Annotated in this window: 20 protein-coding genes; 13 read left to right on the top strand and 7 right to left on the bottom strand. The window is 65.7% G+C overall.

What is annotated here, in order from left to right; genetic code table 11:
• Positions 1-189 precede the first annotated feature (189 nt).
• Entirely contained in the window at positions 190-1,209 is a 1,020-nt protein-coding gene (locus tag CVH10_RS09900) for a GntR family transcriptional regulator (RefSeq protein WP_219924696.1), read from the bottom strand.
• Between the two features lie 377 nt (positions 1,210-1,586).
• Here CVH10_RS09900 and CVH10_RS09895 point away from each other — a divergent pair, with 377 nt between their 5' ends.
• The 5 genes from CVH10_RS09895 to CVH10_RS09875 all read left to right on the top strand — a co-directional run bounded on the left by CVH10_RS09895 (position 1,587) and on the right by CVH10_RS09875 (position 7,204).
• Complete coding sequence (locus CVH10_RS09895; protein ID WP_369335771.1) at positions 1,587-3,107, top strand: NCS1 family transporter; 1,521 nt, start codon at positions 1,587-1,589, stop codon at positions 3,105-3,107.
• A 52-nt stretch (positions 3,108-3,159) separates the two neighbouring features.
• Positions 3,160-4,506, top strand: coding sequence for an amidase family protein (locus CVH10_RS09890; protein ID WP_106488563.1), 1,347 nt, complete (start codon positions 3,160-3,162; stop codon positions 4,504-4,506).
• A 55-nt stretch (positions 4,507-4,561) separates the two neighbouring features.
• Positions 4,562-4,864: a hypothetical protein gene (locus CVH10_RS09885; protein ID WP_106488562.1), complete on the top strand. Its 303-nt coding sequence runs from the start codon at positions 4,562-4,564 to the stop codon at positions 4,862-4,864.
• 80 nt (positions 4,865-4,944) lie between these two features.
• Complete coding sequence (locus tag CVH10_RS09880; protein WP_106488561.1) at positions 4,945-5,988, top strand: GTP-binding protein; 1,044 nt, start codon at positions 4,945-4,947, stop codon at positions 5,986-5,988.
• Positions 5,981-7,204, top strand: coding sequence for a PotD/PotF family extracellular solute-binding protein (locus tag CVH10_RS09875; RefSeq protein WP_106488560.1), 1,224 nt, complete (start codon positions 5,981-5,983; stop codon positions 7,202-7,204). The genes CVH10_RS09880 and CVH10_RS09875 overlap by 8 nt, the downstream gene beginning before the upstream one ends.
• Before the next feature lie 84 nt (positions 7,205-7,288).
• Here the strand turns inward: CVH10_RS09875 and CVH10_RS09870 are convergent, their stop codons facing one another.
• The 5 genes from CVH10_RS09870 to CVH10_RS09850 form a co-directional block, all read right to left on the bottom strand.
• Positions 7,289-9,085, bottom strand: coding sequence for an ABC transporter permease subunit (locus CVH10_RS09870; RefSeq protein ID WP_369335770.1), 1,797 nt, complete (start codon positions 9,083-9,085; stop codon positions 7,289-7,291).
• A gap of 10 nt (positions 9,086-9,095) precedes the next feature.
• The gene (locus CVH10_RS09865) at positions 9,096-10,643 is read right to left on the bottom strand and encodes an ABC transporter substrate-binding protein (RefSeq protein WP_369335769.1); all 1,548 of its coding nucleotides are present in this window, start codon (positions 10,641-10,643) and stop codon (positions 9,096-9,098) included.
• Complete coding sequence (locus CVH10_RS09860; RefSeq protein ID WP_106488558.1) at positions 10,640-11,530, bottom strand: ABC transporter ATP-binding protein; 891 nt, start codon at positions 11,528-11,530, stop codon at positions 10,640-10,642. The genes CVH10_RS09865 and CVH10_RS09860 overlap by 4 nt, the downstream gene beginning before the upstream one ends.
• A 4-nt stretch (positions 11,531-11,534) precedes the next feature.
• The gene (locus CVH10_RS09855; protein ID WP_369335768.1) at positions 11,535-12,383 is read right to left on the bottom strand and encodes an ATP-binding cassette domain-containing protein; all 849 of its coding nucleotides are present in this window, start codon (positions 12,381-12,383) and stop codon (positions 11,535-11,537) included.
• A gap of 158 nt (positions 12,384-12,541) precedes the next feature.
• On the bottom strand, positions 12,542-15,208 hold the full coding sequence (locus tag CVH10_RS09850) for a bifunctional acetate--CoA ligase family protein/GNAT family N-acetyltransferase (protein WP_106488556.1): 2,667 nt from the start codon (positions 15,206-15,208) through the stop codon (positions 12,542-12,544).
• Positions 15,209-15,797: 589 nt separating this feature from the next.
• Between CVH10_RS09850 and CVH10_RS09845 the strand changes: the two genes are divergently transcribed.
• Complete coding sequence (locus tag CVH10_RS09845; protein WP_106488603.1) at positions 15,798-18,908, top strand: SIR2 family protein; 3,111 nt, start codon at positions 15,798-15,800, stop codon at positions 18,906-18,908.
• Between the two features lie 150 nt (positions 18,909-19,058).
• Here the strand turns inward: CVH10_RS09845 and CVH10_RS09840 are convergent, their stop codons facing one another.
• Positions 19,059-19,343, bottom strand: coding sequence for a helix-turn-helix transcriptional regulator (locus CVH10_RS09840; RefSeq protein ID WP_046079101.1), 285 nt, complete (start codon positions 19,341-19,343; stop codon positions 19,059-19,061).
• Positions 19,344-19,454: 111 nt separating this feature from the next.
• On the opposite strand from CVH10_RS09840, the gene CVH10_RS09835 reads away from it, so the two are divergent.
• The 7 genes from CVH10_RS09835 (at position 19,455) to CVH10_RS09800 (ending at position 23,010) form a co-directional block, all read left to right on the top strand.
• Entirely contained in the window at positions 19,455-19,661 is a 207-nt protein-coding gene (locus CVH10_RS09835; protein ID WP_035593867.1) for a helix-turn-helix domain-containing protein, read from the top strand.
• Positions 19,658-20,242: a hypothetical protein gene (locus CVH10_RS09830; RefSeq protein ID WP_106488555.1), complete on the top strand. Its 585-nt coding sequence runs from the start codon at positions 19,658-19,660 to the stop codon at positions 20,240-20,242. The genes CVH10_RS09835 and CVH10_RS09830 overlap by 4 nt, the downstream gene beginning before the upstream one ends.
• Positions 20,243-20,350: 108 nt before the next feature.
• Positions 20,351-20,578: a hypothetical protein gene (locus tag CVH10_RS09825; protein WP_106488554.1), complete on the top strand. Its 228-nt coding sequence runs from the start codon at positions 20,351-20,353 to the stop codon at positions 20,576-20,578.
• A gap of 376 nt (positions 20,579-20,954) precedes the next feature.
• Positions 20,955-21,287: a hypothetical protein gene (locus CVH10_RS09815; protein WP_106488552.1), complete on the top strand. Its 333-nt coding sequence runs from the start codon at positions 20,955-20,957 to the stop codon at positions 21,285-21,287.
• On the top strand, positions 21,284-21,499 hold the full coding sequence (locus tag CVH10_RS09810) for a hypothetical protein (RefSeq protein ID WP_035593878.1): 216 nt from the start codon (positions 21,284-21,286) through the stop codon (positions 21,497-21,499). The genes CVH10_RS09815 and CVH10_RS09810 overlap by 4 nt, the downstream gene beginning before the upstream one ends.
• Positions 21,500-21,504: 5 nt before the next feature.
• Positions 21,505-21,726: a major capsid protein gene (locus CVH10_RS09805; protein WP_046079106.1), complete on the top strand. Its 222-nt coding sequence runs from the start codon at positions 21,505-21,507 to the stop codon at positions 21,724-21,726.
• A 66-nt stretch (positions 21,727-21,792) separates the two neighbouring features.
• Complete coding sequence (locus CVH10_RS09800; protein ID WP_146142928.1) at positions 21,793-23,010, top strand: virulence factor TspB C-terminal domain-related protein; 1,218 nt, start codon at positions 21,793-21,795, stop codon at positions 23,008-23,010.

The raw sequence follows: 23,010 nt of genomic DNA, 5'->3' as shown, positions 1-23,010 counted from the left end.
AAGACCAGGCCGCCAAGAACGGCCGCAGACGACGGCATGGCAGCCCAGACGAGAGGGTGGGAGTAGAGAACGGGAGGAGTGAGCGAGACGACGGAAGCCCGGCCGGACAGCGATTGGCAAGACGCCGGAAGCAAAAAGACGGGACCCGCCCAGCGGGGCGCCGCCCGACAGGTCAGGCGCGGCGTCGCCTCAGGTGATCTTCACCAGGTAGGGCGGCAGGTCCGGCTCGGGAAAGACCGACAGCACCTTCAGCCGGCGCCGGGTGCGCTCGGCGGCGGCCTGGAGATGCGACTGAAGACTGGACGCCGCGGCATCGAAGGCGCCGAACGACAGGTGGTCGAGCACCAGCTTGTGCTCCATCAGCAGCGGCTCGTCCGGCGGCACCCCGAGCGTCTGGAAGAAGATGCGATTGACGATCACCGGCAGCTGACTCTGGGCGATCATCTCGCGGGCCTTGCGATTGCGGTAGTGGCGCAGGCAACGCTGGTGCAGATCCTGCTCCAGCCTGAGGATGGCCGCGGCGCTCTGGCATTCGGGGTGATCGATCAGGTGCTGGACCTCGGCGCGCATCGCCTCGAGCTCGGCATGCTCCAGCAGCGGCCCGGACGCCCTCAAGGCCGCCGGCTCGAGCAGCACGCGGATCTCGTAGTCCTCGGCCACCGCCTGGGCCGTCAGCGGCCCGGCCAGCCAGTGGGAATGGCGGTCCTTCTCGATCAGCCGCTGATTGCGCAGGCGGCCCAGCACTTCTCTGGCCACGGTGCGACTGACGCCGTAGTGCTCGCTGAGCACCGTCTCGACGATGCGAAAATGGCCGAAGGCCAGGCAGGTGGCCACGGCCTCCTCGACCTGCGCATAGATGCGCTCCGCCGCCGGCCGGGTGTCTACGGCCGGACGCTCGCCGGTGTCGAGCCCCAGCATTTCGGGCGTCAGCGGCTCACGGGTCGGCGTCACCGCGTCGGGGTCCGAGGTCGCGAGGAAGCCCCGCCCCTCGAAGCGACTGATCAGCCCCTGCTCGTGCAGCAGCTCCAGCGCCTTGCGCACCGGACCGCGACTGGTGCCGAACAGCCGTGCGATGGGGCCCTCGAGCAGGATCATGTTGGCCGGCAGACGCCGGGCCCGCATGGCCTCGCGCAAGGATGCCTCGATCATGGCATAGCGAGGGGCGCGCCCCTCCTGTTGCTGCTTGAAACTGCCTGCGTTCGCCAGCACCCGCTCCTCCCTGAAGTCATCGCCCCGCAACGCCATCCTCGCACTCGATGGGCGCCGTCATCCTCTGCCCATCAAGTGCTTAGGCGTCCTGGGCATATTTTGACACTTACCCCGGACCCTTTCGAGCCGACAAAAGATGGCCACTGTCACCAAACACCATTCATCTACCGTCTCGAAAAACACCCCAATATTTTTTCTCTTCAATGACGCGGCATTAGGAAGAGCGAAGCGTTCGATTCTTATCTTACGGCGACGAACCCCTTGGCAAAAAATGATTTTTGTATCCATACTACATTTAAGGCGCCCAGCGAGACCGGATTCGCTTCGCCCGGCGCCGTACACCAACAACAAATGCCCACCTCCTCAGGAGCGATCCCGTGGCCCAACCACAAGACATAGACGGCGCCTCCGCGCCCTCCCAGCCGGACACCGACCGGCAACACCTGCTCGAGGCCTCCATCCTGCCGGTCTGGCTCAACCAACGAACCATCGGCTTCTTCGGCTTCATCTGGCTGTGGATCGGCATGGCGGTGATCATCGCCACCTTCCAGCTCGGCGCCGGCGGCGTCGCCGGCCTGCCGCTACACCAGGTGGTGGCGATCATCTTCATCGCCAACCTGGTACTGGGCGTGGTGATGAGCCTCACGGCGGACATCGGCACCGAACACGGGCTGTCCTTCGCCGTCTACCTGCGCGCGCCCTTCGGCCTCAAGGGCACCCATCTGCCCGCAGTCTCGCGCGGCGTGGTGGCCGCCATCTGGTTCGGCGTGCAGACCTATCTCGGCGCCCTGGCCCTCAACGGCATCGTCGAATACCTGTGGGGCCTGGATAACTGGGTGCTGTGGTACGCCCTGTTCGCCGTGGTGCAGATCGTCAACACCGCCCTCGGCATCCGCGCCGTGGAAGTGCTGGCCTCCATCGCCGCGCCCTGCATCGTGGCGATCTCGGTATGGATGTACTTCACCCTGGACGTGCTGGCCGAGACCCAGGGCATCAACATCTGGACCTTCGTCGGCGACCAGGACGTCGCCGCCCTGGGGCTGTTCTTCGCCAACATGGCCTTCTGGTCGGCGCTGGCCGTGGACATTCCCAACCTGACCCGCTTCCTGCGCACCCCCGGCGGCGAACGCGGCTTCTTCCGCCGCAACCGCAACGTCTTCGTCGCCCAGTTCCTGGCGCTGCCCGCCACCCAGGCGTGGATCGCGCTGATCGGCGGCGTGTCCTTCATCGCCGCCGGCGACTGGAACCCGGTCACGGTCATCCAGGGCCAGGGCGGCGGCCTGCCCCTGATCGCGCTGCTACTGATGGTGATCCTCGCCCAGTGGTCGACCAACAACGCGGCCAACCTGATCCCGGCCGCCCTGACCTTCGTCAACGCCGGCGCGCCGCGGGTCAGCTATCCGGTGGCGCTGGTCATCGCCGGGGTGATCGGCACCGCCTCCATGCCGTGGCTGATCCTCGACAACCTGTTCACCTTCCTCAGCTACTACGGCGCCGTGCTGTCCGCGGTGGGCGGCATCATGGTGGCGGACTACTACCTGCTGCGCCGCCGCCGCCTCAACGTGCCGGCGCTGTTCGATACCGAGGGCCAGTTCCGCTTCATGAACGGCGTCAACCCGGCCGGCCTCATCGCCTGGATCGTGGGCGGCGGCCTGGCCCTGGTGTTCCTTGAGTACGCCTATGCGGTCGGCTTCGTCACCGCCCTGGTGGTCTATGTGGTGCTGATGAAGGCCTGGATCCTGCGCCGCTATCCCCAGAAGGAGCTCGAGAGCGGCTTCGACGACCGCTTCCTGGCCACCTCGGTGGACCGCAACTGGGTCTACACCGAGCAGGGCCGCTTCGAGCGCCTGCGCACCGACGACATCCCGGCCTCCGCCCTCAAGCGCGAGGATCGCTAACGCGACCGCGGGCGTCGTCGCGACGGCGCCCGCCCATCTGGAGACACGGCCCATGGTTGCCTCCCCCCGAACCGCCCTCGCCCTCGGCGAGGCCATCCAGCGCGGCGACCTCGACCCGGTCGCCCTGGCCGAACAGACCCTGGAACGGGCCCGCGAGAGCGACGCGGTGTTCATCTCGCTGACGCCTGAGCGCGCCCTGGCCGAGGCCGAGGCCGCCGCCCAGCGCTGCCGCCACGGCGCCGAGCTCGGCCAGCTGGACGGCGTGCCGCTGGCCTGGAAGGACCTGTTCGCCATGCGCGGCACCCTGACCACCGGCGGCAGCCGGGTGCTCGCCACGGCGCCCGACGAAGGCGACGCCCTGGCGGTTCGCCACGCGGCGAGCGCCGGGCTGGTCAGCGTCGGCAAGACTAACCTGACCGAGCTGGCCTACTCGGGCCTCGGCCTGAATCCCCACTACGGCACGCCCCACCACACACCGGGCGATGGCGAGGCCCGCGCGCCGGGCGGCTCCAGCTCGGGCTCCGCCATCGCCGTGGCCAAGGGCATCGTGCCGGCCGCCATCGGCACCGACACCGCCGGTTCGCTGCGCGTGCCGGCCGCCTTCAACGGCCTGACGTCCTATCGCCCGTCCCAGGCCCGCCATACCCGGGAAGGCGTCACCCCGCTGGCCGACAGCCTGGACACCATCGGCGTGATCGCCACCACGCTGCCGGACTGCCTGGCCATCGACGACGCCATGCGCGGCCGGCCGGTCGCGACACGCACGCCGGCCGACCCGGCGCGCGCGGTGATCGTGGTCGACGACGCCTGCCTCGAGGACCCGCGGGTCGAGCCGACCGTGCTCGACAACCTCACGCGCGCCGCCGAGCGTTTCGCCGAGGCCGGCTTTCGGGTGGTCCATCGCCGGCTGGCGAGCGTCGGCGACACACTCTCGCTGATCCACCAGACCGGCTGGCTCGGCGCCGCCGAGGCCTACACCGAATATCGCGAGCTGCTGGCCCGGGACGAGGCCGAGCACATGGACCCGCGGGTGCGCCAGCGGCTGCTGGCGGCGCGGCACATGACGCCGGACGCCGTGGTGACGCTCTATCGCCGGCGCCGGGCGCTGCAGGCCCAGCTGCGCCAGGAGCTGGCCGGCGCCGTGCTGCTGACCCCGACCGTGGCCCACATCGCCCCGCGACTGGCCCCGCTGGAGGCCGACCCCGAGCACTTCGCCGAGGTCAACCTGGCAACGCTGCGGCTGAGCATGGTGGCGAGCCTGCTGGATTCACCGGCGGTCGCCCTCCCCAGCGGCACCGATGCCGAGGGCCAGCACACCAGCCTGCAGCTCAGCGCCCCCTGCGGCGACGACGAGGCGCTGCTGCGGGTGGCGCTGGCGGCCGACGAGTGCCTGGCCTGAATGTCACGACACCGGGCCGGCCATGCCGCCGGCCCGCCCGATGCGAGGAAGTGTTATGTGCGGACTGTGCGGCGCCTTCGGCGGCGAGGACCACTGGAGCACCCAGATCGAGGACCCGGAGCAGGCTCACCACGCGCGGCGACGCGCCCGGGCCTACCGGGCGACGCTGATCAATCGCGTGCTCAGCGTGCGGCGCCTGACCATCGAGGATTTCCAGGGCTCGAGCTTCGTGCTCGCCACGGCCACAGGCAAGCGCGAGATCGTCCAGGACCTGGGCGGCGTCTGGCGCCAGGCCGAGCAGATGACCGGCCGCGAGCTCGATCCCCTGGACCCGGCATTCCTGGCGGCCCTGGCCTGACGCCGGATCGCCCTGCCGCTGCGCTTTTCTCTACCGCTCTCTACCGTTTCTTCCCCCTGCCACCGGCGAGGAGCCGCCCCATGAACGACAAGACGCCTCTGCTGCCGGTCCACGTGATCTCCGGCTTCCTCGGCAGCGGCAAGACCACCCTGCTCAAGTCGGTGCTGGCCAGCGAGGCCTTCGGCGACAGCGCGGTGCTGATCAACGAGTTCGGCGACGTCGGCCTCGACGACCGACTGCTCGGCGAGATCGCCGAGGACGCGGTGCTGCTGGCCAGCGGCTGCGTCTGCTGCACCATCCGCGGCGAGCTGTCCGAGGCCCTCAGGCGCCTTCTGTCCCAGCGCCAGGACGGTACCATCCCGCCGTTCAAGCGCATCGTGCTGGAGACCACCGGCCTGGCCGATCCCGGCCCCATCGCCTCCACCATCACCGCCGATCCGGTGCTGCGCCATCACCTGCGCCCAGGCACCAACCTGACGCTGGTCGACGCCGTCAACGCCGAGGCCAGCCAGCAGCAGCATCCGGTGTGGGCGTCCCAGGTGGCGGTGGCCGACACCCTGGTGATCAGCAAGACTGACCTGGTCGACGACGAGGCCGTCGCGGCGCTTCGACAGCGGCTCACCGGCCTCAATCCGGCGGCCCGCTGCCTGGGTCCCGAGGCGCTGGATCAGCCGAGCGACGCCCTGTTCGCTGCCGGGCCGCACCTGCAGCGCTTCGGTCCGGCCGCGGCGACGGCCTGGCTGGGGCCCTGGACGCCATCGGCACAGCCCGCCGGCAGCGGGCATCTCGGCGACGTGCACGCGTTTCGCCTGGGGCTCGAGGGCGAGGTGGACTGGAGCTGCTTCGGCCTGTGGCTGTCGATGCTGCTCAACCGTCACGGTGCCGACATCATGCGCGTCAAGGGCGTGCTGCACGTCAGGGACGACCCTCGCCCGGTGGTGCTCCACGGCGTGCAGCACACCATCCATCCCCCGGAACACATGGAGACCTGGCCCGACGACGAACGCCGCTCGGAGCTGATCTTCATCACCCGTGGTATCGACGCCGGCCGCGTGGCAGACTCGCTGAGTACCTTCATGGCCGCCGTGAGCGACCATCCCAGCCCCAGGATCCTGCATGCCTGAACCCGCCTCCGTCACCAAACCGGCCGCGCCCTACGTGCAGCGCGGCCCCGTCAACCTGCGCGTGCTCGGCACCTCGGTCACGCTGCTGGAGAGCATCCGCCAGCGCGCCCGCGAGGACCTGGGCATCCGCCTGACCTTCGAGGTGCTCGACGGCGTCGCGGCCCAGCGCGCGGGCGTGCTGGCACCGAACAGCTTCGACATCTACGACCAGTGGTTCCACAACGTCGACTTCGTGTGGCCGGCCAATGCCATCCAGCCCATCGACATCGCGCGGATCACTCACTGGGACCAGATCAACGACCTGCCCAAGACCGGTCGCCTGACGGCCCACGCGCCGCTGGGGGCCGGCAGCAATCCGGTCGACCGCCTCTACGTCCAGCCCGACGGCAGCCTCGGCGCGCGGCCCAGCGAGCGCATCACCATGCTGCCGGTCAGCCACAACGCCGACAGCTTCGGCTATCGGCTGGACATGCTGCCGGAGGGGCTCTCCCCCGACCGCGAGAGCTGGGGCTGGCTGCTCGATCCGCGCTGGCGCGGCATGGTCAGCCTGCAGAACGACAGCGCCATCGGCGCCATCGATGCGGCCATGGCCGCCCAGGCCCGGGGGCTGGTCGACTTCGAGGACCTCGGCAATCTCAGCGTGGCGGAGATCGACAGCCTCATCGACTGCCTGATCGAGCTCAAGCGCCAGCAGCACTTCCGCGCCTTCTGGAGCAACCAGGACCAGGCCTCCTCGGACATGGTGCGCGGCCGGGTCGGCATCGAGAGCCTCTGGTCGCCGGCCATGACCGACCTCAAGCAGCGCCAGATCAAGGTGCGCATGGCATCGCCCCAAGAGGGCTACCGCGCCTGGTACGGCGGCATCTCGATCTCGCGCCACGTCGAGGGCCGCACCCTGGACGCGGCCTACGACTACCTCAACTGGTGGCTCTCCGGCTGGCCCGGCGCGGTGATGGCGCGCCAAGGCTACTACAGTTCCACCCCCGAGCTGACACGTCACCACCTCTCCCCGGCCGAGTGGGACTACTGGTACGCCGGCAAGCCGGCCTCAGAGGATCTCGCCGGGCCTTCCGGCTACTCCGGCATGATCCACCGCGGCGAGATCCGCGACGGCGGCGACTACCAGACCCGCATGAGCCGCATCGCGGTGTGGAACACCGTGATGGACGAGCACAACTATCTGGTCAGGCGCTGGAACGACTTCATGTCGGCCTGACACCGGCCTGACAACTGACAGCCACACGAGCAGGCGCCCGGCAGGTCCGGGCGCCCGCGTCTCCCGCCTCGAGCACCCGTCACGTCACGCTCCGCCGGCCTCGCGCCCACGCCACAGGCCGGAGAGCGAGACCGCCAGGATCGACATCAGTACCAGCGCCAGCGATGGCACCAGCACCGCCCAGGGCGCGCGCTCCAGGTAGGGCATGCTGTCGGCGAGCAGAAGCCCCCATTCCGGCGCCGGCGGCCGCAGGCCGAGCCCCAGGAAGCCGAGGGCGGCCAGCGCCAGCGCGGTACCCGGCAGGCGCAGCATGGCGTGGCGGAACACCGGCCCGACCAGCGCGGGCAGCACGTAGCGCGACAGCAGCCGCCAGCGCCCGACGCCGAGCACCGGGGTAACGCGGACGTGGGGCTGGGCCAGGGTCTCGCTGACCAGCGCCGAGGTATGCGCGGCCAGCGGCGCCCAGCTCACGGCCGTCACCGCGATCACCGCGCCGGCGGCGCTCGGCCCCATCAGGCCGGCCACGATCAGCCCGGCGATGACCGGCGGCGTGGCGTTGGTGACCTCGATGGGCCCGGCCGCCAGCCGCGGCATCAGCCCGATCGCGAGCCCCAGCACGAAGGTGACCAGCACCGTGGCCAGCGCCATGCCCATGGTCGAGAGTGCACCATGGCTGACCCGTGCCAGGATGTCGCGGCCGATGCCGTCGGCTCCCAGCGGCAGCCCCGGACCCGGCGGCTGCAGGCGCAGGTAGGCCGAGGTCATCGGGTCGCGTGACAGCCCCGCCAGCACGATCGTAAGCAGCAGCGCGCCCGCAACCGCCGGCACGAGCCAGCGCCAGCGGCCAGCACCGACGACCGGGGCCGCCATCGGCACCGCTCCCGCCCGCATCGCGCGGCCCAGCAGCAGCGAGCGGCCGAGGTTGGCGAGCCCGCCCAGCACCACCGCGATGGCCAGCAGGATCAGGATGCCGGTCTGCAGCGCCGGCAGGTCCTGGGCGGAGGCCGCGCCCAGCGTGGCCCGGCCGAGGCCGGGAATCGAGAACACCTGCTCGACGGCGATCGCCCCGCCGGTCAGGCCCACCACCACCAGCCCGACCTGGGGCATCAGGCTCGGCAGGGTGCGCTTGAGCGCGGCCAGCGCCAGGCGCCACCGCGGAAAGCCCGCCATGTGCCAGGTCGCGACCCAGCGCTCGGCGAAGGCCGAGGTCAGTCCATCACTGAACAGCCGCCCCAGCAGGCCGCCGGCCGGCAGCCCCAGCGACAGCGCCGGCAGCACCAGGTGGCGCCACTCGCCCCAGCCATACGGCGGCAGCCAGCGCAGCCAGGCCGCGAACACCACCAGCAGCAGCGCCGCGAGCAGGAACTCCGGCAGCGCGGTGATGGCCGCGGCCATCGCTCCCGAAGTCGGCGCCGGACGACCGTCGAGGCCGCGACGCAGGGCCGGCAGGCAGATCAGCAGCGCGGTGGTCAGCGCGACGACCAGCGCCGCCGCCATCAGCGTCAGCGAGACGCCCGTCGCTTCGAGCAGCCCCGGCAGCACCGGAGTACCGGAGATCCAGGAGGTACCGGCATCGCCGTGCAGCAGGCCGGTGAACCAGTGCTGCAACTTCTCGAGCGGCCCCATGGCCAGGCCCAGCTGTTCGCGGATGGCGGCGAGCGCTTCCGGGGTCGGGTTCTGGTCGCCGGCCCGGGCGCGCAGGATGCTCAGCGCCGGATCACGCCCCGAGAGCCACGGCAGCAGACCCACCAGCACCACCACGCCGCCGAGGGTGAGCAGCCGCGACAGGGTCGGCAGCAGCGTCCCCCACTCTATCGACAACCCCCGCGCCAGGCCCCGCACCGAGCGCCGCGCCGACGGGCGAGGCTCCGCCGCCGGCATGCTCGCGACCTTACTCGGCGCCATCGTCGATGAACCGGGTGTGCTGGTTGATCAGCTCGCGCTCACGCGGGTCGCGCACGGCGCCGGCGACGTGCGTGGCCTCGCCCTGGATGACGCGCTCGTGGAGCATCGGCACCGCGGCGTCGGTGGCGAGGATCGCCGCCTCGGCGTCGATGATCGCCTGACGGCGCTCCGGGCCCGGCTCCAGGTCGGCGGCCTTCTCCAGCGCCGCGTCGACCCCGGCATCGCACAGCTGGGCGATGTTGAAGGAGCCCTCGCAGGCGAAGTCGCTGAACATGTAGGCCACCGGATCGCCGGAATCGAGCATGGTCGCCCGGGACAGGATGAAGGCATCGAACTCGCCGGCCAGCATGTCCGACTCGATGTGCGCGTACTGGCGCACCTCCTGCTGGACGTCGAAGCCCGCCGCCTCGAGCTGCTGCTCCAGCAGCACCGCGACCTCGGGCAGCTCGGCCCGGTCGGTGAAGGTGCCCAGCGTGATGGCGACACCGTTCGGGTCCGCGGCCTCGGGCCGCCCTTCCACCGGCGTGCGCAGCCCGTCGGCCCACTGCAGCGCCGGCCCCAGCAGGCCGTTGGCGATGTCGGCACGGCCCTCGTAGACGGTGCGCACGATGGCCTCGCGGTCGACCGCCTCGCGTGCCGCCGCGCGCAGTGCCGGCTCCGTCAGCGGCCCGGACTCGGTGTTGAGGTAGAGCGTGTTGGTGCGCGGCATCGGCACCTCGTGGATCAGCTCGGGGTCGATCAGCGCGACCTGGGAGACCGGTACCGCCTCGACCACGTCGGCCTCGCCGGTGCGCAGTGCCGCGCCCCGGGCCGTGCCGTCCGGCACGTAATCGGCGTCGATGCCGGCAAGCTCGGCGCGCTCGCCCCAGTAATCGTCATAGCGGTCGAGGCGCGCGCTCTGGGTGCCGTTGATCTCCTCGAGCACGAAGGGCCCGGTGCCGGCCTCGATCGGGTTGACGGTGCCGTTGTCGCGATAGGCCCGCTCGGCCAGGATCGCCAGCTGCGGGCTGGACAGCCGATTGGGCACCAGCGGGTCGGCCTCGGCGGTGCGCACGATCACCGCCTGGTCGCCGTCGGCCTCGATCTCCATGCTTACGCCGTCGAGGATGCGCGGCTTGGGCGCGGCGTTCGTGGCGGCGGTCAGCGAGGCCACCACGCGCTCGGCGGTCAGCGGCGTGCCGTCGTGGAAGGTCACGTCGTCGCGGATCGTGAAGCGCCAGGTGCGCGGGTCGAGCCGCTCCCACTCGGTGGCCAGGAAGGGCTCAGGACTGCCGTCGTCGTCGAGGCGGATCAGCGTCTCGGCGGTGCTCCAGCGCGACAGCTTGAAGGCGTCGTCGGTCAGCGGGGTCAGCCCCGAGCGCGGCGGCTGCAGCATGGCGACCTTGATGCGCCGATCGGCGGTCTCGGCGGCGCTCTCGCCGGCATGCTCGGTGGAGGCCGATTCCTCCTGCTGGCAGCCGGCCAGCAGGGCCAGCGAGAGAAACGCGAACGGAAGCGGCAAGGCGTGGCGAAGGGTCAAGGGGCGAAGGCTCAAGGGGCAAGCTCCTGGGAACGAAGGGCCGGCGTGGCGGCGGAAAGAGAACTCGGGGGTAAAGAAGTGAGAGGAAGATCCTGGCCCGGCAGCATGGCCGCCGCCCGGATCAGCGCCGCCGTGCGCTCGTGCGCCGGCGCGCGGAACAGCGCCTCGGTGGGGCGATCCTCGATGATCGCGCCGTCGTCCAGCACCAGGGTGCGCTGGCACAGCCGGCAGACCACCGAGAGGTCATGGGAAATCAGCAGCAGGCCGATGCCGGCGTCGTGGTGCAGCGTCTTCAGCACCCGGGTCACCTGGGCCTGGAGCGGCAGGTCGAGGCCGCTGAGCGGCTCGTCGGCCAGCAGCAGCCGCGGGCGCACGGCCATGGCGCGGGCGATGGCCACCCGCTGGGCCTGGCCGCCGGAGAGCTCGGCCGGGCGGCGCATCAGATAACCGCCATCCAGGCCGACCTGCTCGAGCGCCTCGCCCACCCGGGCCTCGTGCGGGCCCTCGATGCCCAGCCGCACCAGCGGCTCGCGGACCAGCTCGCCGACGCGCATGCGCGGGTCCAGCGAGGCCGCCGGATCCTGAGGGATGTATTGCACCGCGCGACGGTACCAGCGCAGCGAGCGCGCGGAGCCCGGGGCGATGCGCCGCCCCTGGCAGACGATCTCGCCGCCGTCGGCCCGGATCAGGCCGAGCATCAGGTTCAACAGCGTCGACTTGCCGGCGCCGGATACCCCGGCCAGGCCGATCAGCTCGCCGGGGTGCAGGCGAAAGTCGATGTCGCGCAGGGTGTGGCGCCACTGCCGCCCGCCCCACCAGCGGCGGGGCCCGGGCATTCGCTTGCTGACCCCGGAGATCCGCAGCAGCGAGCCGTCGTCGTTGAGTTCGGGCATCGTCGTCATAGGGCTATCCCACCGCCCGCAGCCGCGGCTCTTCCATCTGACGCTGGGGCTCGGCCGACGCCGGGAGGAGTTCGTGGGTGCCCAGCGCCGCGACCAGCTCGCGGGAGAAGCGATGCTGCGGCGCGGCAATGATGTCGGCCAACGGCCCCTGCTCCACCAGCCGGCCGCCGTCGAGGACCAGTGCGCGTTCGCACAGCCGCGAGGCGGCGGCCATGTCGTGGGAGATGAACAGCAGCGCGGGCGCACCGGCGCGCCCGGTGGTCTCGCGCAACAGCGACAGCACCTCGGCCTGGGTCAGCACGTCGAGCGCCGTGGTGGGCTCATCGGCAACGATCAGCGACGGCCGGCAGGCCAGCGCCAGCGCCAGGCAGACCCGCTGGCGCTGCCCCCCGGAGAGTTCCGCCGGCGAGCGCCGCACGACCCGCTCGGGCTCGGCGATCATCATCCGCCCCAGCAGCGCGACGGCCGCTTGCTGCGCCTCACGGCGCGAGAGCCCGTGGAAGCGCACGTAGGGCTCGCGCAGCTGGGCGCCCACGCTGACCAGCGGGTTGAGCGCGGCCTGGGTGTTCTGGAACACCATCCCGGCGCGGGCCAGCGCCGGCCGCCGGGTCGCGCGCAGCCCGCCGACCTCGAGGCCGTTGAGGCGGATGGTACCGTCGATGCGGGCCGCGGGCGGCGTCAGGCCGAGGATGGCCCCGGCGGTGAGCGACTTGCCGGAGCCCGACGGGCCGATCAGGCAGACCCGCTCGCCCGCCTCGACTTCGAACGACAGGCCCTCCACCACCGGTCGCTGGCCGAGCCGGATGCGCAGGTCATCCACCCTGAGGACGGGGTCGTATGCCGGTGATGTCACGTCATGCTCCTGTCTCGCCATTCGCGAAAGGCGGAAGGTTATAACATAACGTCTTTGGTGAAAACCATCAGCGAGCTCGCATGACGCGTACCTTCATCGCGATGCCGCAACGCCGGCAGCCGCGTCGGCAGAACATGCCTTGCAGCGCTCGATGATGCTCAGAGCGTGAGCGAGACGGTCACGGTCTCCGCGTCGTCGTCGCGGGCCTCGGTGGTGAAGCCCAACTCCTCGGCCATCTTCCGCATGGCGTGATTGACGCGCAGGATGTCGGCGAAGACCTCGCGCACGCCCATCTCGCGGGCGTAGTCGAGCACGCGCTGCATCAGCCGGTAGCCGAGCCCGGTGCCCTTCATGTCGCTGCGCACCATGATCGCGAACTCGGCGCGCTCCTTGTCCGGGTCGGCGGACAGCCGCACCACCCCGGCGATCTCCGCGCCGTCCGGCGGCAGCGCGACGAAGGCCATCTCGCGGTCGTAGTCGATCTGCGTCAGCCGCGCGGCGAAGGCGTGATCGAAACGGCGGATGGCGGCGAAGAAGCGCAGCCGCACGTCGTCCGCCGAGGAATGGCGCAGCATCTCGACCAGCGCGGCCTCGTCCTCGGGCCGGATGGGGCGCAGCCGGTAGCGCGTGCCGCCGCGCGTCTCGATCGTCTCCTCGAGCTGCTGGGGATAGGGGCGGATCGCCATCGGCGGGCGCGCCTCGCCGGCCGGGCGGATCACGATCCGCGCGTCCAGCGCCATCACCCCGTCGGCGTCGGCCAGCAGCGGGTTGATGTCGAGCTCGGCCACGCTCGCCAGGTCGCCGACCAGCTGGGAAAGCTTCACCAGCGCCAGCGTCAGCGCCTCGAGGTCCACCGCCGGCCGGTCGCGATAGCCGTGCAGCAGCCGCGAGACCCGGGTCGACTCGATCATGTCGCGGGCCAGCAGCGGGTTGAGCGGCGGCAGGCCGATCACCCGGTCGCCGATCACCTCCACCGCCGTGCCGCCCTGGCCGAACATCAGGATCGGCCCGAACACCGGGTCCTCGGCGATGCCGAGGATCAGCTCGTGGGCGCCGGGGCGGCGGATCATCGGCTGCACGTTGAAGCCGTCCAGCCGCGCCTCCGGGGCCTTGTCGCGGATCGCCGCCAGCATGTCCTCGGCGGCCTGGGTCACCGCCTCCGGCGAGGCCAGGTTCAGCTGCACGCCGCCCATGTCGGACTTGTGCGAGATGTCCCGCGAGACGATCTTCAGCGCCGCCGGCAGGCCCAGCGCCCGGGCCGCCTCACCGGCCTCCTCGGGGGTCGCCACCCGGCGCGCGGGCACGGTGGGAATGTCGTAGGCCGCGAGCACCTCCGCCGCCTCGGGCTCGGTGAGCACCCGGCGCCCCTCGGCGCGCACGGCCTCGATGACCGCCTCGGCCCGGGCCCGGTCGATGCTCACGCGCTCGGTGATCGCCGGCGGCGTGGCCATCAGCGCCTGCTGGCTGCGCCAGTACTGATGCAGGTGCCAGAAGGCGCGAATGGCCTGCTCCGGCGTCTCGTAGGTGGGAATCCGGTGCTCGGCGAACAGCCGCCGGGCCGCCGTCGGCGAGGCGTCGCCCAGCCAGCAGGTCAGGGTCGGCGGATGGCGCGGGCCGAGCGACTCGACCACCGCCCGCGCCGCCTCCATGCGATCGGCCACCGCCGTGGGGCAGTTGATCACCAGCAGCGCGTTGACGTCGCCGGCATCGTGCAGCGCCTCCAGGGCCTTGGCGTACCGCTCGCCCGGGGCGTCGCCGAGAATGTCGAGCGGATTGCCCCGCGACCAGGCCTGGGGCAGCACCTCGTCCAGCCGTGCCATCGCCGGCTCGGAGAGCTCGGCCAGCTGGCCGTTCAGGCCCTCCAGCGCGTCCGCCGCCAGCACGCCGATGCCGCCGCCGTTGGTGAGAATGACCAGCCGATCGCCCTGGATGCGGATGCCGGTAGCCAGCGTGCCCGCGGCCTGGAACAGCTCGTCGAGGGAGTCGACCCGCAGCATGCCCGCGCGGCGGAAGGCCGCGTCGTAGACGGCATCGGAGCCGGCCAGCGCCCCGGTGTGCGACAGCGCCGCCTTGGCGCCGGCCGCGCTGCGCCCCGCCTTGACCACCACCACCGGCTTGTTGCGCGAGGCAGTGCGCGCCGCCGACAGGAACTTGCGCACGTCGGTGATCGCCTCGACGTAGAGCAGGATGGCGCGCGTCTTCGGGTCGAGGGCCAGGTAGTCGAGCATGTCGCCGAAGTCGACGTCGCTCATCGCGCCCAGCGAGACCACGTGGGAGAAGCCGATGTCGCGGGTCTTGGCCCAGTCGAGAATCGCGGTGGCCACCGCGCCGGACTGGGTGACGAAGGCCAGCTCCCCGGGCGGCGGCGTGAGGTGGGCGAAGCTGGCGTTGATGCCGCGGTGCGGCGCCAGAATGCCCAGGCAGTTGGGCCCGACGATGCGCATCAGATAGGGCCTGGCGGCATCCAGCACCGCCTGCTCCAGCGCCTGCCCTTCGGCGTGGCCGCCCTCGCCGAAGCCCGCCGTGATCACCACCGCCGCACGGCAGCCGCGCTCGCCTAGCTCATGCACCAGCCCCGGCACGCTCTTCGGCGGCGTGGCGATGATGGCCAGGTCCGGCGCCAGCGGCAGCTCGGCGACGCTGTGGTAGTTGAGGCTCGAGCGAATCGCCCGCTCATGCGGGTTCACGGTCAGGATCGGCCCCTCGAAGCCCGACGAGTAGAGATTCTGGGCCAGCACCGCGCCCACCGACCCCGGCCGGTTGCTGGCCCCGATCAGGGCGATGGAAGACGGGTGGAACAGCGCATCCAGGTTGCGAATCGACATCGATCTCTCCGGTCTCTCGGCGATGGGGTCGGTCGGCGATGGGCCCGGGCGCCGAACGCGCGCCACGGAACGCGCCTGCCAAAGCGGCAGGCCATCAACGAGTATAGGGAGCGCCGACGACGGCGAGATGACGGAGGTCAAGCGGACGACGTAGCGGGGAGACGCCGCGATAACAACGAGAGACTTCTTGAAGCGCCGGAGTCATGAACCCGAGGACTTCGAGGATGGTGGGCCCAGCAGGACTTGAACCTGCGACCAAGGGATTATGAGTTAGCCCCAAGGCGTGCCATTGTTCGCCAACATCAGTAATATCAATGCTTTGCAAGGGTGCTTACACGCCTCTGCCGACCTTCATTCGTCTACGGCGTCGACAGCATGTGGACATGATCTCACTTAATCATGGATGAGAAATCAGGAACAGCACTTATACTTTTAACTTAAAAAACAGATAGTTATGAAGACCAGTCTCCCCGAGACTGATTATCTGTTCTTTGATGTCAGGCACTTGATGTCAACTTAAAACCTAATTAGCATTAACCATGCTAAAAAAGCCAACAGCAACAGCACACTATCATCGCAGGGGCCTCAAATGGAACTGGACACAAATCTCAAAAATCAAGTAAGCAGAGGAAAAGCTATTCTTTTTTTTGGTTCTGGAGCACTCTTTGGCGCACAGTTCCCAGAAGGAAAAAAAGTTCTCTTAGGAGATGACCTTAAAAACATTATCTGTGACAACTTTCTAGGCGGAGATTTTAAAGAAAGCTCTCTCAAGTTTGTAGCTGAATTAGCAGCAGATTCTAGCAACCTTTTCGAACTACAGGCATTTGTGGCCGACCAGTTCGATGAAATTCTTCCAGCAAGCTTCCATAAAAAAATACCCCTTTTTAACTGGAGGGCCCTTTTCTCCACAAACTATGACAGACTAATTGAAGACACATACAGGCTGACAGAGTCAAAACTCCAGGACTGTACTCCTATCATTTCTAATGATGACCCACTAGACGAGTCTTCTAGAACTAACGACCGCGTCCCTCTCTTCAAGCTTCACGGATGCGTTTCAACAACTAGAAACGAGGATTTACCACTAATCTTAACAGTCGACCAATACAACGAATACCTGACAAACAGAGACCGACTGTTTAACTACCTATACGAACTTGGCTTTGAAAACACAATAATTTTTGTTGGCCATAGTCTTCAAGATGAAAATATAGCAAAAGTTATAAGCTTGATAGAAAAGAACGCAAGATCTGGGCGGCCTCGCTACTATCTTATAAAACCAGGAGCAAAGACACCCGAAGTCAACCTTTGGGCAAAGAAAAGAATAACAGTAATTGATTCAACATTTGAAGATTTCATCAACAAGCTTTCTGAGGAAGTCGACCAGACTCAAAGAGAGCTTTTTTCAATAAGGCCACCTAGCCAGCACCCCATCCAGTCCAAATTCACTGTTAGAACGGAGTTAAGGGATGACCTATCCTCCTTCCTAACGAATGAGGTTGATTATGTTGATACATCTATCTCAAAAAACGGAAGTGTGAGGAAGTTTTATGCTGGAGCAACCCAGGGCTGGTTTCCTATTTGCCATAACTTAGACTGCGAAAGAACTTTAACGGACAGCCTTTTTGAAGATGTAATACAATCCGGCGAAGCAGATAGAAAAGGTTTTGTCGAACTTCATGTTATTAAAGGCGAAGCTGGTTCAGGAAAAAGTGTTGTATTAAGAAGACTAGCGTGGCGCGCAGCTAATGAAAATGGTCGTCTTTGCTTATTCACACGACACATGGCACAACCAAAATTTGAGCCATTACAAGAAATATCCGAACTTAGCAACGAAAGAATTTTCTTATTCTGGGACAATGCTGCCTCAAACATAGCAGGTTTAAGCCGACTACTAAAGCTAGCAAAAACCTCAAAAACAAAAATAACGATAATAACATGTGAACGATACACGGACTGGAATACTAAGTGCGAAGATCTTAGCCAGCATGTCACTGACTTTCACAAACTTAGATACTTAGGAAGAAAAGAAACAGAAGACTTGGTCGACTTGCTAGAAAAGCACGACTGTCTTGGCCCCGGCCTTACTCCTTTATCTCGTGAGAAAAGAATACAGAGCTTTATGAATGTATTTGATCGGCAGCTGCTTGTTGCTCTTCATGAGGCGACAATGGGCCAACCTTTCGAAGACATTATTTATGATGAATATAATTCTCTTCAACCCCAGCAAGCCAAAAATCTTTATAGAGCTATATGTGTACTGAATAGGTTCAGGGTACCTGTTCGCGCGGGATTAATAGCAAGAGTTTTTGGCATTACTTTTGAACAATTCTCAAAAGATTTTTTTAGCCCCTTAGAGAAAGTGGTAATTGCCTCAGGTGACAACAGCCATGACATCCACTATATCGCCAGACATCCTGAAATCGCTGAGATAGTATTTACACGAGCCTTTGAAAGTGTTCAAGATCGGTATCACGAATACATCAAGATAATAAAAGCTCTTAACGTATCGTTTGAATCGGACCGTCAATCATTTCGTAGCATGGTCCGCGCAAAGAGCCTCATGGAACTATTCCAAGACTACAATGATATCATCAGCATATATACTATTGCGCAGGAAGAGGTTGGTCGCGATGCTTATCTCTTGCAGCAAATGGCTAATTTCGAAAGACTCAGGGAAAACGGAAACTTAAACCATGCCGTAGAACTTCTTCAAGAAGCTATTGCATCGTCATCAAGAGACAAATCACTGTTACATACATTAGCTGTGGTTTGGAAAACGATTTCAGACAAAGCCGAAGACCCAATCGACAGGGATCGTTATAGGCATGAGGCCAAATCCATACTTCATCGCCTGATTTCGCTTGATGGACATACCCCTTATATTGACTCAGTGCTTATACAAATTGAAATGAGCACACTGCAAGACCTCCTCTCTAGCAGCGGCACTACAACCCAAGCTATTGACACTTCAATAAGAAGTGTTGAAAAAATAATCTCTGAAAGCAAGAAGAGATTTTCTTACGAAGACCACTTGTTATCTTTAGAGTCAAATTTTGCCAAGATGATAAATGATGAAAAAAGAGCAATGACCGCGCTTGAGGAAGCGTTTGAAAAAGATAGCAGAGATCCTTTTATCGCCATAAGACTTGCAAATATTTACACTCTAAGAAGCCAAAAAGACCGAGCCAAGGAGGTCTTACAGAGAACTTTAGACTCCAGAAGGTCTGATCACAAACTCAACTTCGCAATGGGTGAGCTACTACGTTCAACCGGTGAAGAGACTGGGAAAACTTTGGCTTTTTACTACAGAAGGGGCTTTACACCTGGCGACAAAAATTATCAAGCGCAGTTCTGGTATGCTCGTTATGCCATAGAGTCAGACGAAAGCAAAGTTCGTGAGATTGCAAAACAAATATTTGATAGCTTAAGAACCTCTCGTGTAAGTCATGAAATGCGTCATAAAGTTAGAGACTATGCTGGGGGGGCTTTAGCTCCAAAGAAAGTTCGCGGTCGAATCAACCGGAGAAGCGCATCTTATGGCTTTGTCAAACCTGATGGTTTTTCAGTTGAAGCATTTGTGCATGAAGATTCAGTTCCAGATGACATGTGGGAGGTTCTTTCTGTAGGAGATGAAATATCTTTCAATATTGGCTTTAATTACACAGGCTTAGTCTGTAAGAACGTTGAGCTTCTCTAAATAGCCTCAAGCCTCGCCTTCATAAACGGGCGAGGCTTGTTTTCCTGTTATACCCATCACCACTTTTTCGCGTTTCCCTGCGATGCTCAAGGCCGACCTCCTATCCCTGGAGCCTGCCGCCCTGGTACCACCTTGCCGCTGCCTTTCCGGCTAGTCGGTATCCGTCCCTGTCTGCTTGAGCGTCTTCCGTGCCTTCTCTATCTCCGGGCTGATCTGCCCACACGTCTCATCGGCCTGATCCGTCATCAGCCAAAGCGTGTACTTGCTAAAGCACTTGCTCACCTCAGCCAGAAGCTTCCCTGAGGGGCTACTCCTGCCTGTCTCCACGTTTATAAGCGTCTGTTTTGGGACGCCAATTAGGTCACAAAAAGCCTGCCGCCCTAGCCCCTCGGCTTCACGGATCTCACGAACTTTTTTGCCAAGGTCGCTTGACATGAATTTATATCCGGATATATTCAAATTTAGATACGGTATCTAGATATGGATACCCTCAGCTTTGACTACTGACTGAAGCCTAACACAGCCAACCAAAGGCAGGTGACGACGATGGAACAACCTCAAGCGCCCCAGGTCCCGGCCCACGTGCCTCTGATGACCATCGAGCGTTTCGCCGAGCTCTCCGGCCTCGAACAAGGGGTCGTCTACGGCCAGATTCGCAACGGCCACCTGCCCGCCGTGAAAGTCGGCCGGTACCGCATGGTCAACGTGGCCCTCCTCCAGGCCCAGTGCCTCACCCAGGAGGACTGGTCATGAGCTTCGACATCCGCTTCGACGAGCCGCGCACCTCGACCACCTGCACCTTCGTCGACTTCGTCTTCGACGCTCCCAACTACCAGGAACCCGTCGACCTCGACGACGAGTCCCGTCAGATGACCCTGTCTGGCCATGACGTCGGCTTCATCTACGGCTCCGACCTGCTGGGCTGGGACGTCACGCTCGGCGAGCGCATCACCGCCGACCAGCTCGACGGCCTGGCGATCCCCGGCGTTACCGTTCGCCTGCCGCAGCACGGCGGCACTATTTCCCTGCAAGGCTTCGCCAGCATGGACGCCGCCAAGGGCGTCGTTGTTCACCTCTATGAAGCCTTCTACGAGGAGTTCTACCTCGGCTTCGGCGCCTACACCCTGGCCGACGCCCCGGCCGCTGACTCGGCCCCTGAGCGCCCCTGCTTCACCCCGGTTTCCCGTCGCGTCCCTGCGCTTTTGGCCTGCAACGTCGCTCCGCTCCCCCTGCCCCGTCCCACCTTCGGGGCGACCGAGCGGGCCACCTTTTTTGACGCGTCGCCGCTTTCTGCACCACCGGGGGTTCGCCCCTGGTGTGACACACCGCCCTAAGGCCCCTTCCCCGGCCCAAGCGAGGATGAATCTCCGATTCATTCGAGTCGCGGGCCCAACAACCGAAGGGCGTTAGTGCCTGTTGATCCACTGACCGAGGAACACCCCATGAGTACGGCCACTGCCACCGGCAAGAAACAGCCGATCCGCGTGTTCCTGGACGCCGCCGAATACGGCCGCTACCTCGTCCAGGCCGGCACGCACCACGTCACCCCCTCCGGCCTGGGCGAACTGCTCATCCAGGACGGCTTGGCCCGCCTGGAGCGCGGCGACCTCTCGGCGCTCGGCCAGGGCACCGAACGGCCCGCCTCCCAAGGCTCTGGGGCCAACTCATGAAGTCCCCTGCCCGTCACCCGTCGCCCATCGGTCGCACGGCGCCCCGAGTCGGCGTCCGGGGCCCCGTCAAGGGCAAGGGGGCGAGCGCAGCGAGCGCCCTTGACGGAGGCCACGGCGTCGACTGCCGTGCGGATCGACCGAGGGGCAGGGTGGCGCGGCAGGGAACCCCCTGCCCGGAGCCCCGAGCCTTGAGGGAGCGGGCCTGCCGCTGCCTCCACGGCCGGGACGTCGGCAAGGCCGCGCTCCTGTATCGCCAAGCCGAGTACCAGCAACGGGAGATCGACGGCGACTCTCCCTTCACCACCGAGCTAGCGGCTCTCGCTGAACACTGCGAACAGCGCATCAGCCAAGCCGCCACAACAGGAAGGACACAGCCATGATCAACACCATCCAAGCCCGCGTGATCGGCGCCATGCGCTATTCCATGGACAACGGCGTCAAGGGCGCCAAGCTCACGCTCATGAACGAGGCCGACGCCGGCAACGACAACCGCGTGGGCTTCGAGGTCGCCACCATCTCCGCCCCCTACGAGATCCTCGACCAGCTCCGTCCGCTGGCCGACAAGATGCCCTGCAACCTCGAGATCGACGCCGAGATGCGCACCTCCCAGGGCAAGATGACGATGCACGCCATCGCCGTGCGCCAACCCACCGCCAGCGGCCATCCCCAGGCCGCCCCCGCTGACACCAAGCAGGCCGCCAAGTCATGAAGGTGCAGGTCTGCCCGACGTTCGACCCCGATATCGGCGCCTGCACCGGGCCACTTGAGTGGGTCGACGCCGTCGAACTCGTCGAGGCTGGTACCCAGCCTTGGCTGAGTGGCGAGGACGCCGTCACCGTCGCCCTCGCCATCGGACTGGTCTGGGCCGCCGCCTGGGCCATTCGGGCTCTCGCCCAATCTCTCCACGCGCATATGAGGTAACTGCCATGACCCGCTTCATCTCCAAGAAGGTCCGCCGCATCGCCCTGATCCCCGTCGCCCTGGTCTCCGGCTCCGCCCTGGCCACCGAAGGCGGCGGCATCGACACCGGTTCCCTGGTCAGCACCATCCAGAGCGCTTCCGGGCCGGTGAACGCCGTGGGGGTCGCCGTGCTCGGCGTGCTGGCCGGCATCCTGGTCTTCACCCTGATCCGCCGCGTGCTGCGCTGATCGGCGCCGCACACTCCGCCCACCCCGGGCCCCTTCGGGGGCCCTTTTCGATTCAGGACCGAGGCCATGACCCATGCTCGAACTCTCGCCCGGTATGTTGGTATTGCTGGCCTTATTGGGGGCCTTCTGGCTCCTGTTCCATCACTAGCCCAATCGGCGTCCGGTCAGACCCGCGTGTCCAGCATCGCGGCGGCGGGCCGCCAAGGCGACGACATCCTTGCCCGTGTCGCCGCCAACACCAAGCCGGCCAATGTGCATTCGCGGATTTACTGGACGCAGAAGGTCCCCGTCGCGGCCGCCACCCTGCGCCGTGGTGCCCTGGCAGCGCTGGGGCGTGGGGTCATGCATCCCGGTCTGCAAGCGGCGATCCTGGCGGCGGGCTTCATCCTGTCGGAGAACAACGAGATTCTGGTGCCGGATGACTCGGCGGATGGCGCGAGTCAGTTGGTCGACGACTATCCGGCATCGGACTATCCCGGCTCCTTTCGGCATTACGATACCGGGGGCTATTCGTACTATCCCTCGGCCTATGCGGCGTCCCAGGCGGCCGTCGAGCGCGCCTGTCGGCCGTTAACGAGCTGTGGCTTCTACAAGATCATCGGCAGATCGGATTCCCAGTTCTGGGTGAGGGTGAAGGGCAAGACCTCCACCGGCGGTACGGGGTATCGGGATCAAAAGGTCGAGTATGCGCCGAGCCGTTCCCCGAACATGCCGGATGTGTCCCCGGAGGGCGGCCATCGGCCCGCCGAGGACGAGGACTATCCCGCGCTCGATGAGCACATTGCCCCGTCGCTGCTCGATGAGCTGGTGAACTCCCAGGACGATATCCCCGAATGGCAAGAGGCCATCAGCGTCCTTCCCGGGCCCGAATCCGCCGTCGTGCCCACCCAGTCCCAGAACATCGCCCCCGAGATCGCCACCGCCGTGGGCCGGCGTGGCGAGAACATCCGTGCCCAATCCCGGGGCGATAACCCGCCCTACTCCGACGCCGGCACCGACGGCCACAGCGCCGAGGACCAGAACCGCGAGGACTGGGAACAGCCGATCCCGCCGTTTCCCGACGTCGACCCCGAATGGCAGGTCGAGACCATCGACTCGCTGCCCAGTTACAGCATCGGTCTCGGCGGCGGTAGCTGCCCCGGTGCCACGCAGATCTCGGTGCCCTTCGGCGGCTCCATCACCCTCGACTGGCAGCCGGCCTGCGATGTCGCCGGCATGCTGCGCGGGGCCGTCATCGGGGTCTGCATGATCCTCTCGCTCTACATCGTGCTCAGGGGGAACTGA

It is taken from the genome of Halomonas sp. ND22Bw (assembly GCF_003011945.1).
In the GTDB taxonomy this organism is placed as follows: domain Bacteria; phylum Pseudomonadota; class Gammaproteobacteria; order Pseudomonadales; family Halomonadaceae; genus Halomonas; species Halomonas halophila.
This window is presented reverse-complemented; position numbering and strand designations above follow the sequence as displayed.

Bases quoted from the DNA above. Each gene is read 5' to 3' on its own strand.
- CVH10_RS09890 (WP_106488563.1), top strand. From the start codon at position 3,160: ATGGTTGCCTCCCCCCGAACCGCCCTCGCCCTCGGCGAGGCCATCCAG.
- CVH10_RS09885 (WP_106488562.1), top strand. From the start codon at position 4,562: ATGTGCGGACTGTGCGGCGCCTTCGGCGGCGAGGACCACTGGAGCACC.
- CVH10_RS09840 (WP_046079101.1), bottom strand. From the start codon at position 19,343: ATGTCAAGCGACCTTGGCAAAAAAGTTCGTGAGATCCGTGAAGCCGAG.
- CVH10_RS09810 (WP_035593878.1), top strand. From the start codon at position 21,284: ATGAAGGTGCAGGTCTGCCCGACGTTCGACCCCGATATCGGCGCCTGC.
- CVH10_RS09860 (WP_106488558.1), bottom strand. From the start codon at position 11,530: ATGACGACGATGCCCGAACTCAACGACGACGGCTCGCTGCTGCGGATC.
- CVH10_RS09830 (WP_106488555.1), top strand. From the start codon at position 19,658: ATGAGCTTCGACATCCGCTTCGACGAGCCGCGCACCTCGACCACCTGC.
- CVH10_RS09850 (WP_106488556.1), bottom strand. From the start codon at position 15,208: ATGTCGATTCGCAACCTGGATGCGCTGTTCCACCCGTCTTCCATCGCC.
- CVH10_RS09870 (WP_369335770.1), bottom strand. From the start codon at position 9,085: ATGCCGGCGGCGGAGCCTCGCCCGTCGGCGCGGCGCTCGGTGCGGGGC.
- CVH10_RS09845 (WP_106488603.1), top strand. From the start codon at position 15,798: ATGGAACTGGACACAAATCTCAAAAATCAAGTAAGCAGAGGAAAAGCT.
- CVH10_RS09800 (WP_146142928.1), top strand. From the start codon at position 21,793: ATGACCCATGCTCGAACTCTCGCCCGGTATGTTGGTATTGCTGGCCTT.
- CVH10_RS09875 (WP_106488560.1), top strand. From the start codon at position 5,981: ATGCCTGAACCCGCCTCCGTCACCAAACCGGCCGCGCCCTACGTGCAG.
- CVH10_RS09880 (WP_106488561.1), top strand. From the start codon at position 4,945: ATGAACGACAAGACGCCTCTGCTGCCGGTCCACGTGATCTCCGGCTTC.
- CVH10_RS09805 (WP_046079106.1), top strand. From the start codon at position 21,505: ATGACCCGCTTCATCTCCAAGAAGGTCCGCCGCATCGCCCTGATCCCC.
- CVH10_RS09815 (WP_106488552.1), top strand. From the start codon at position 20,955: ATGATCAACACCATCCAAGCCCGCGTGATCGGCGCCATGCGCTATTCC.
- CVH10_RS09825 (WP_106488554.1), top strand. From the start codon at position 20,351: ATGAGTACGGCCACTGCCACCGGCAAGAAACAGCCGATCCGCGTGTTC.
- CVH10_RS09835 (WP_035593867.1), top strand. From the start codon at position 19,455: ATGGAACAACCTCAAGCGCCCCAGGTCCCGGCCCACGTGCCTCTGATG.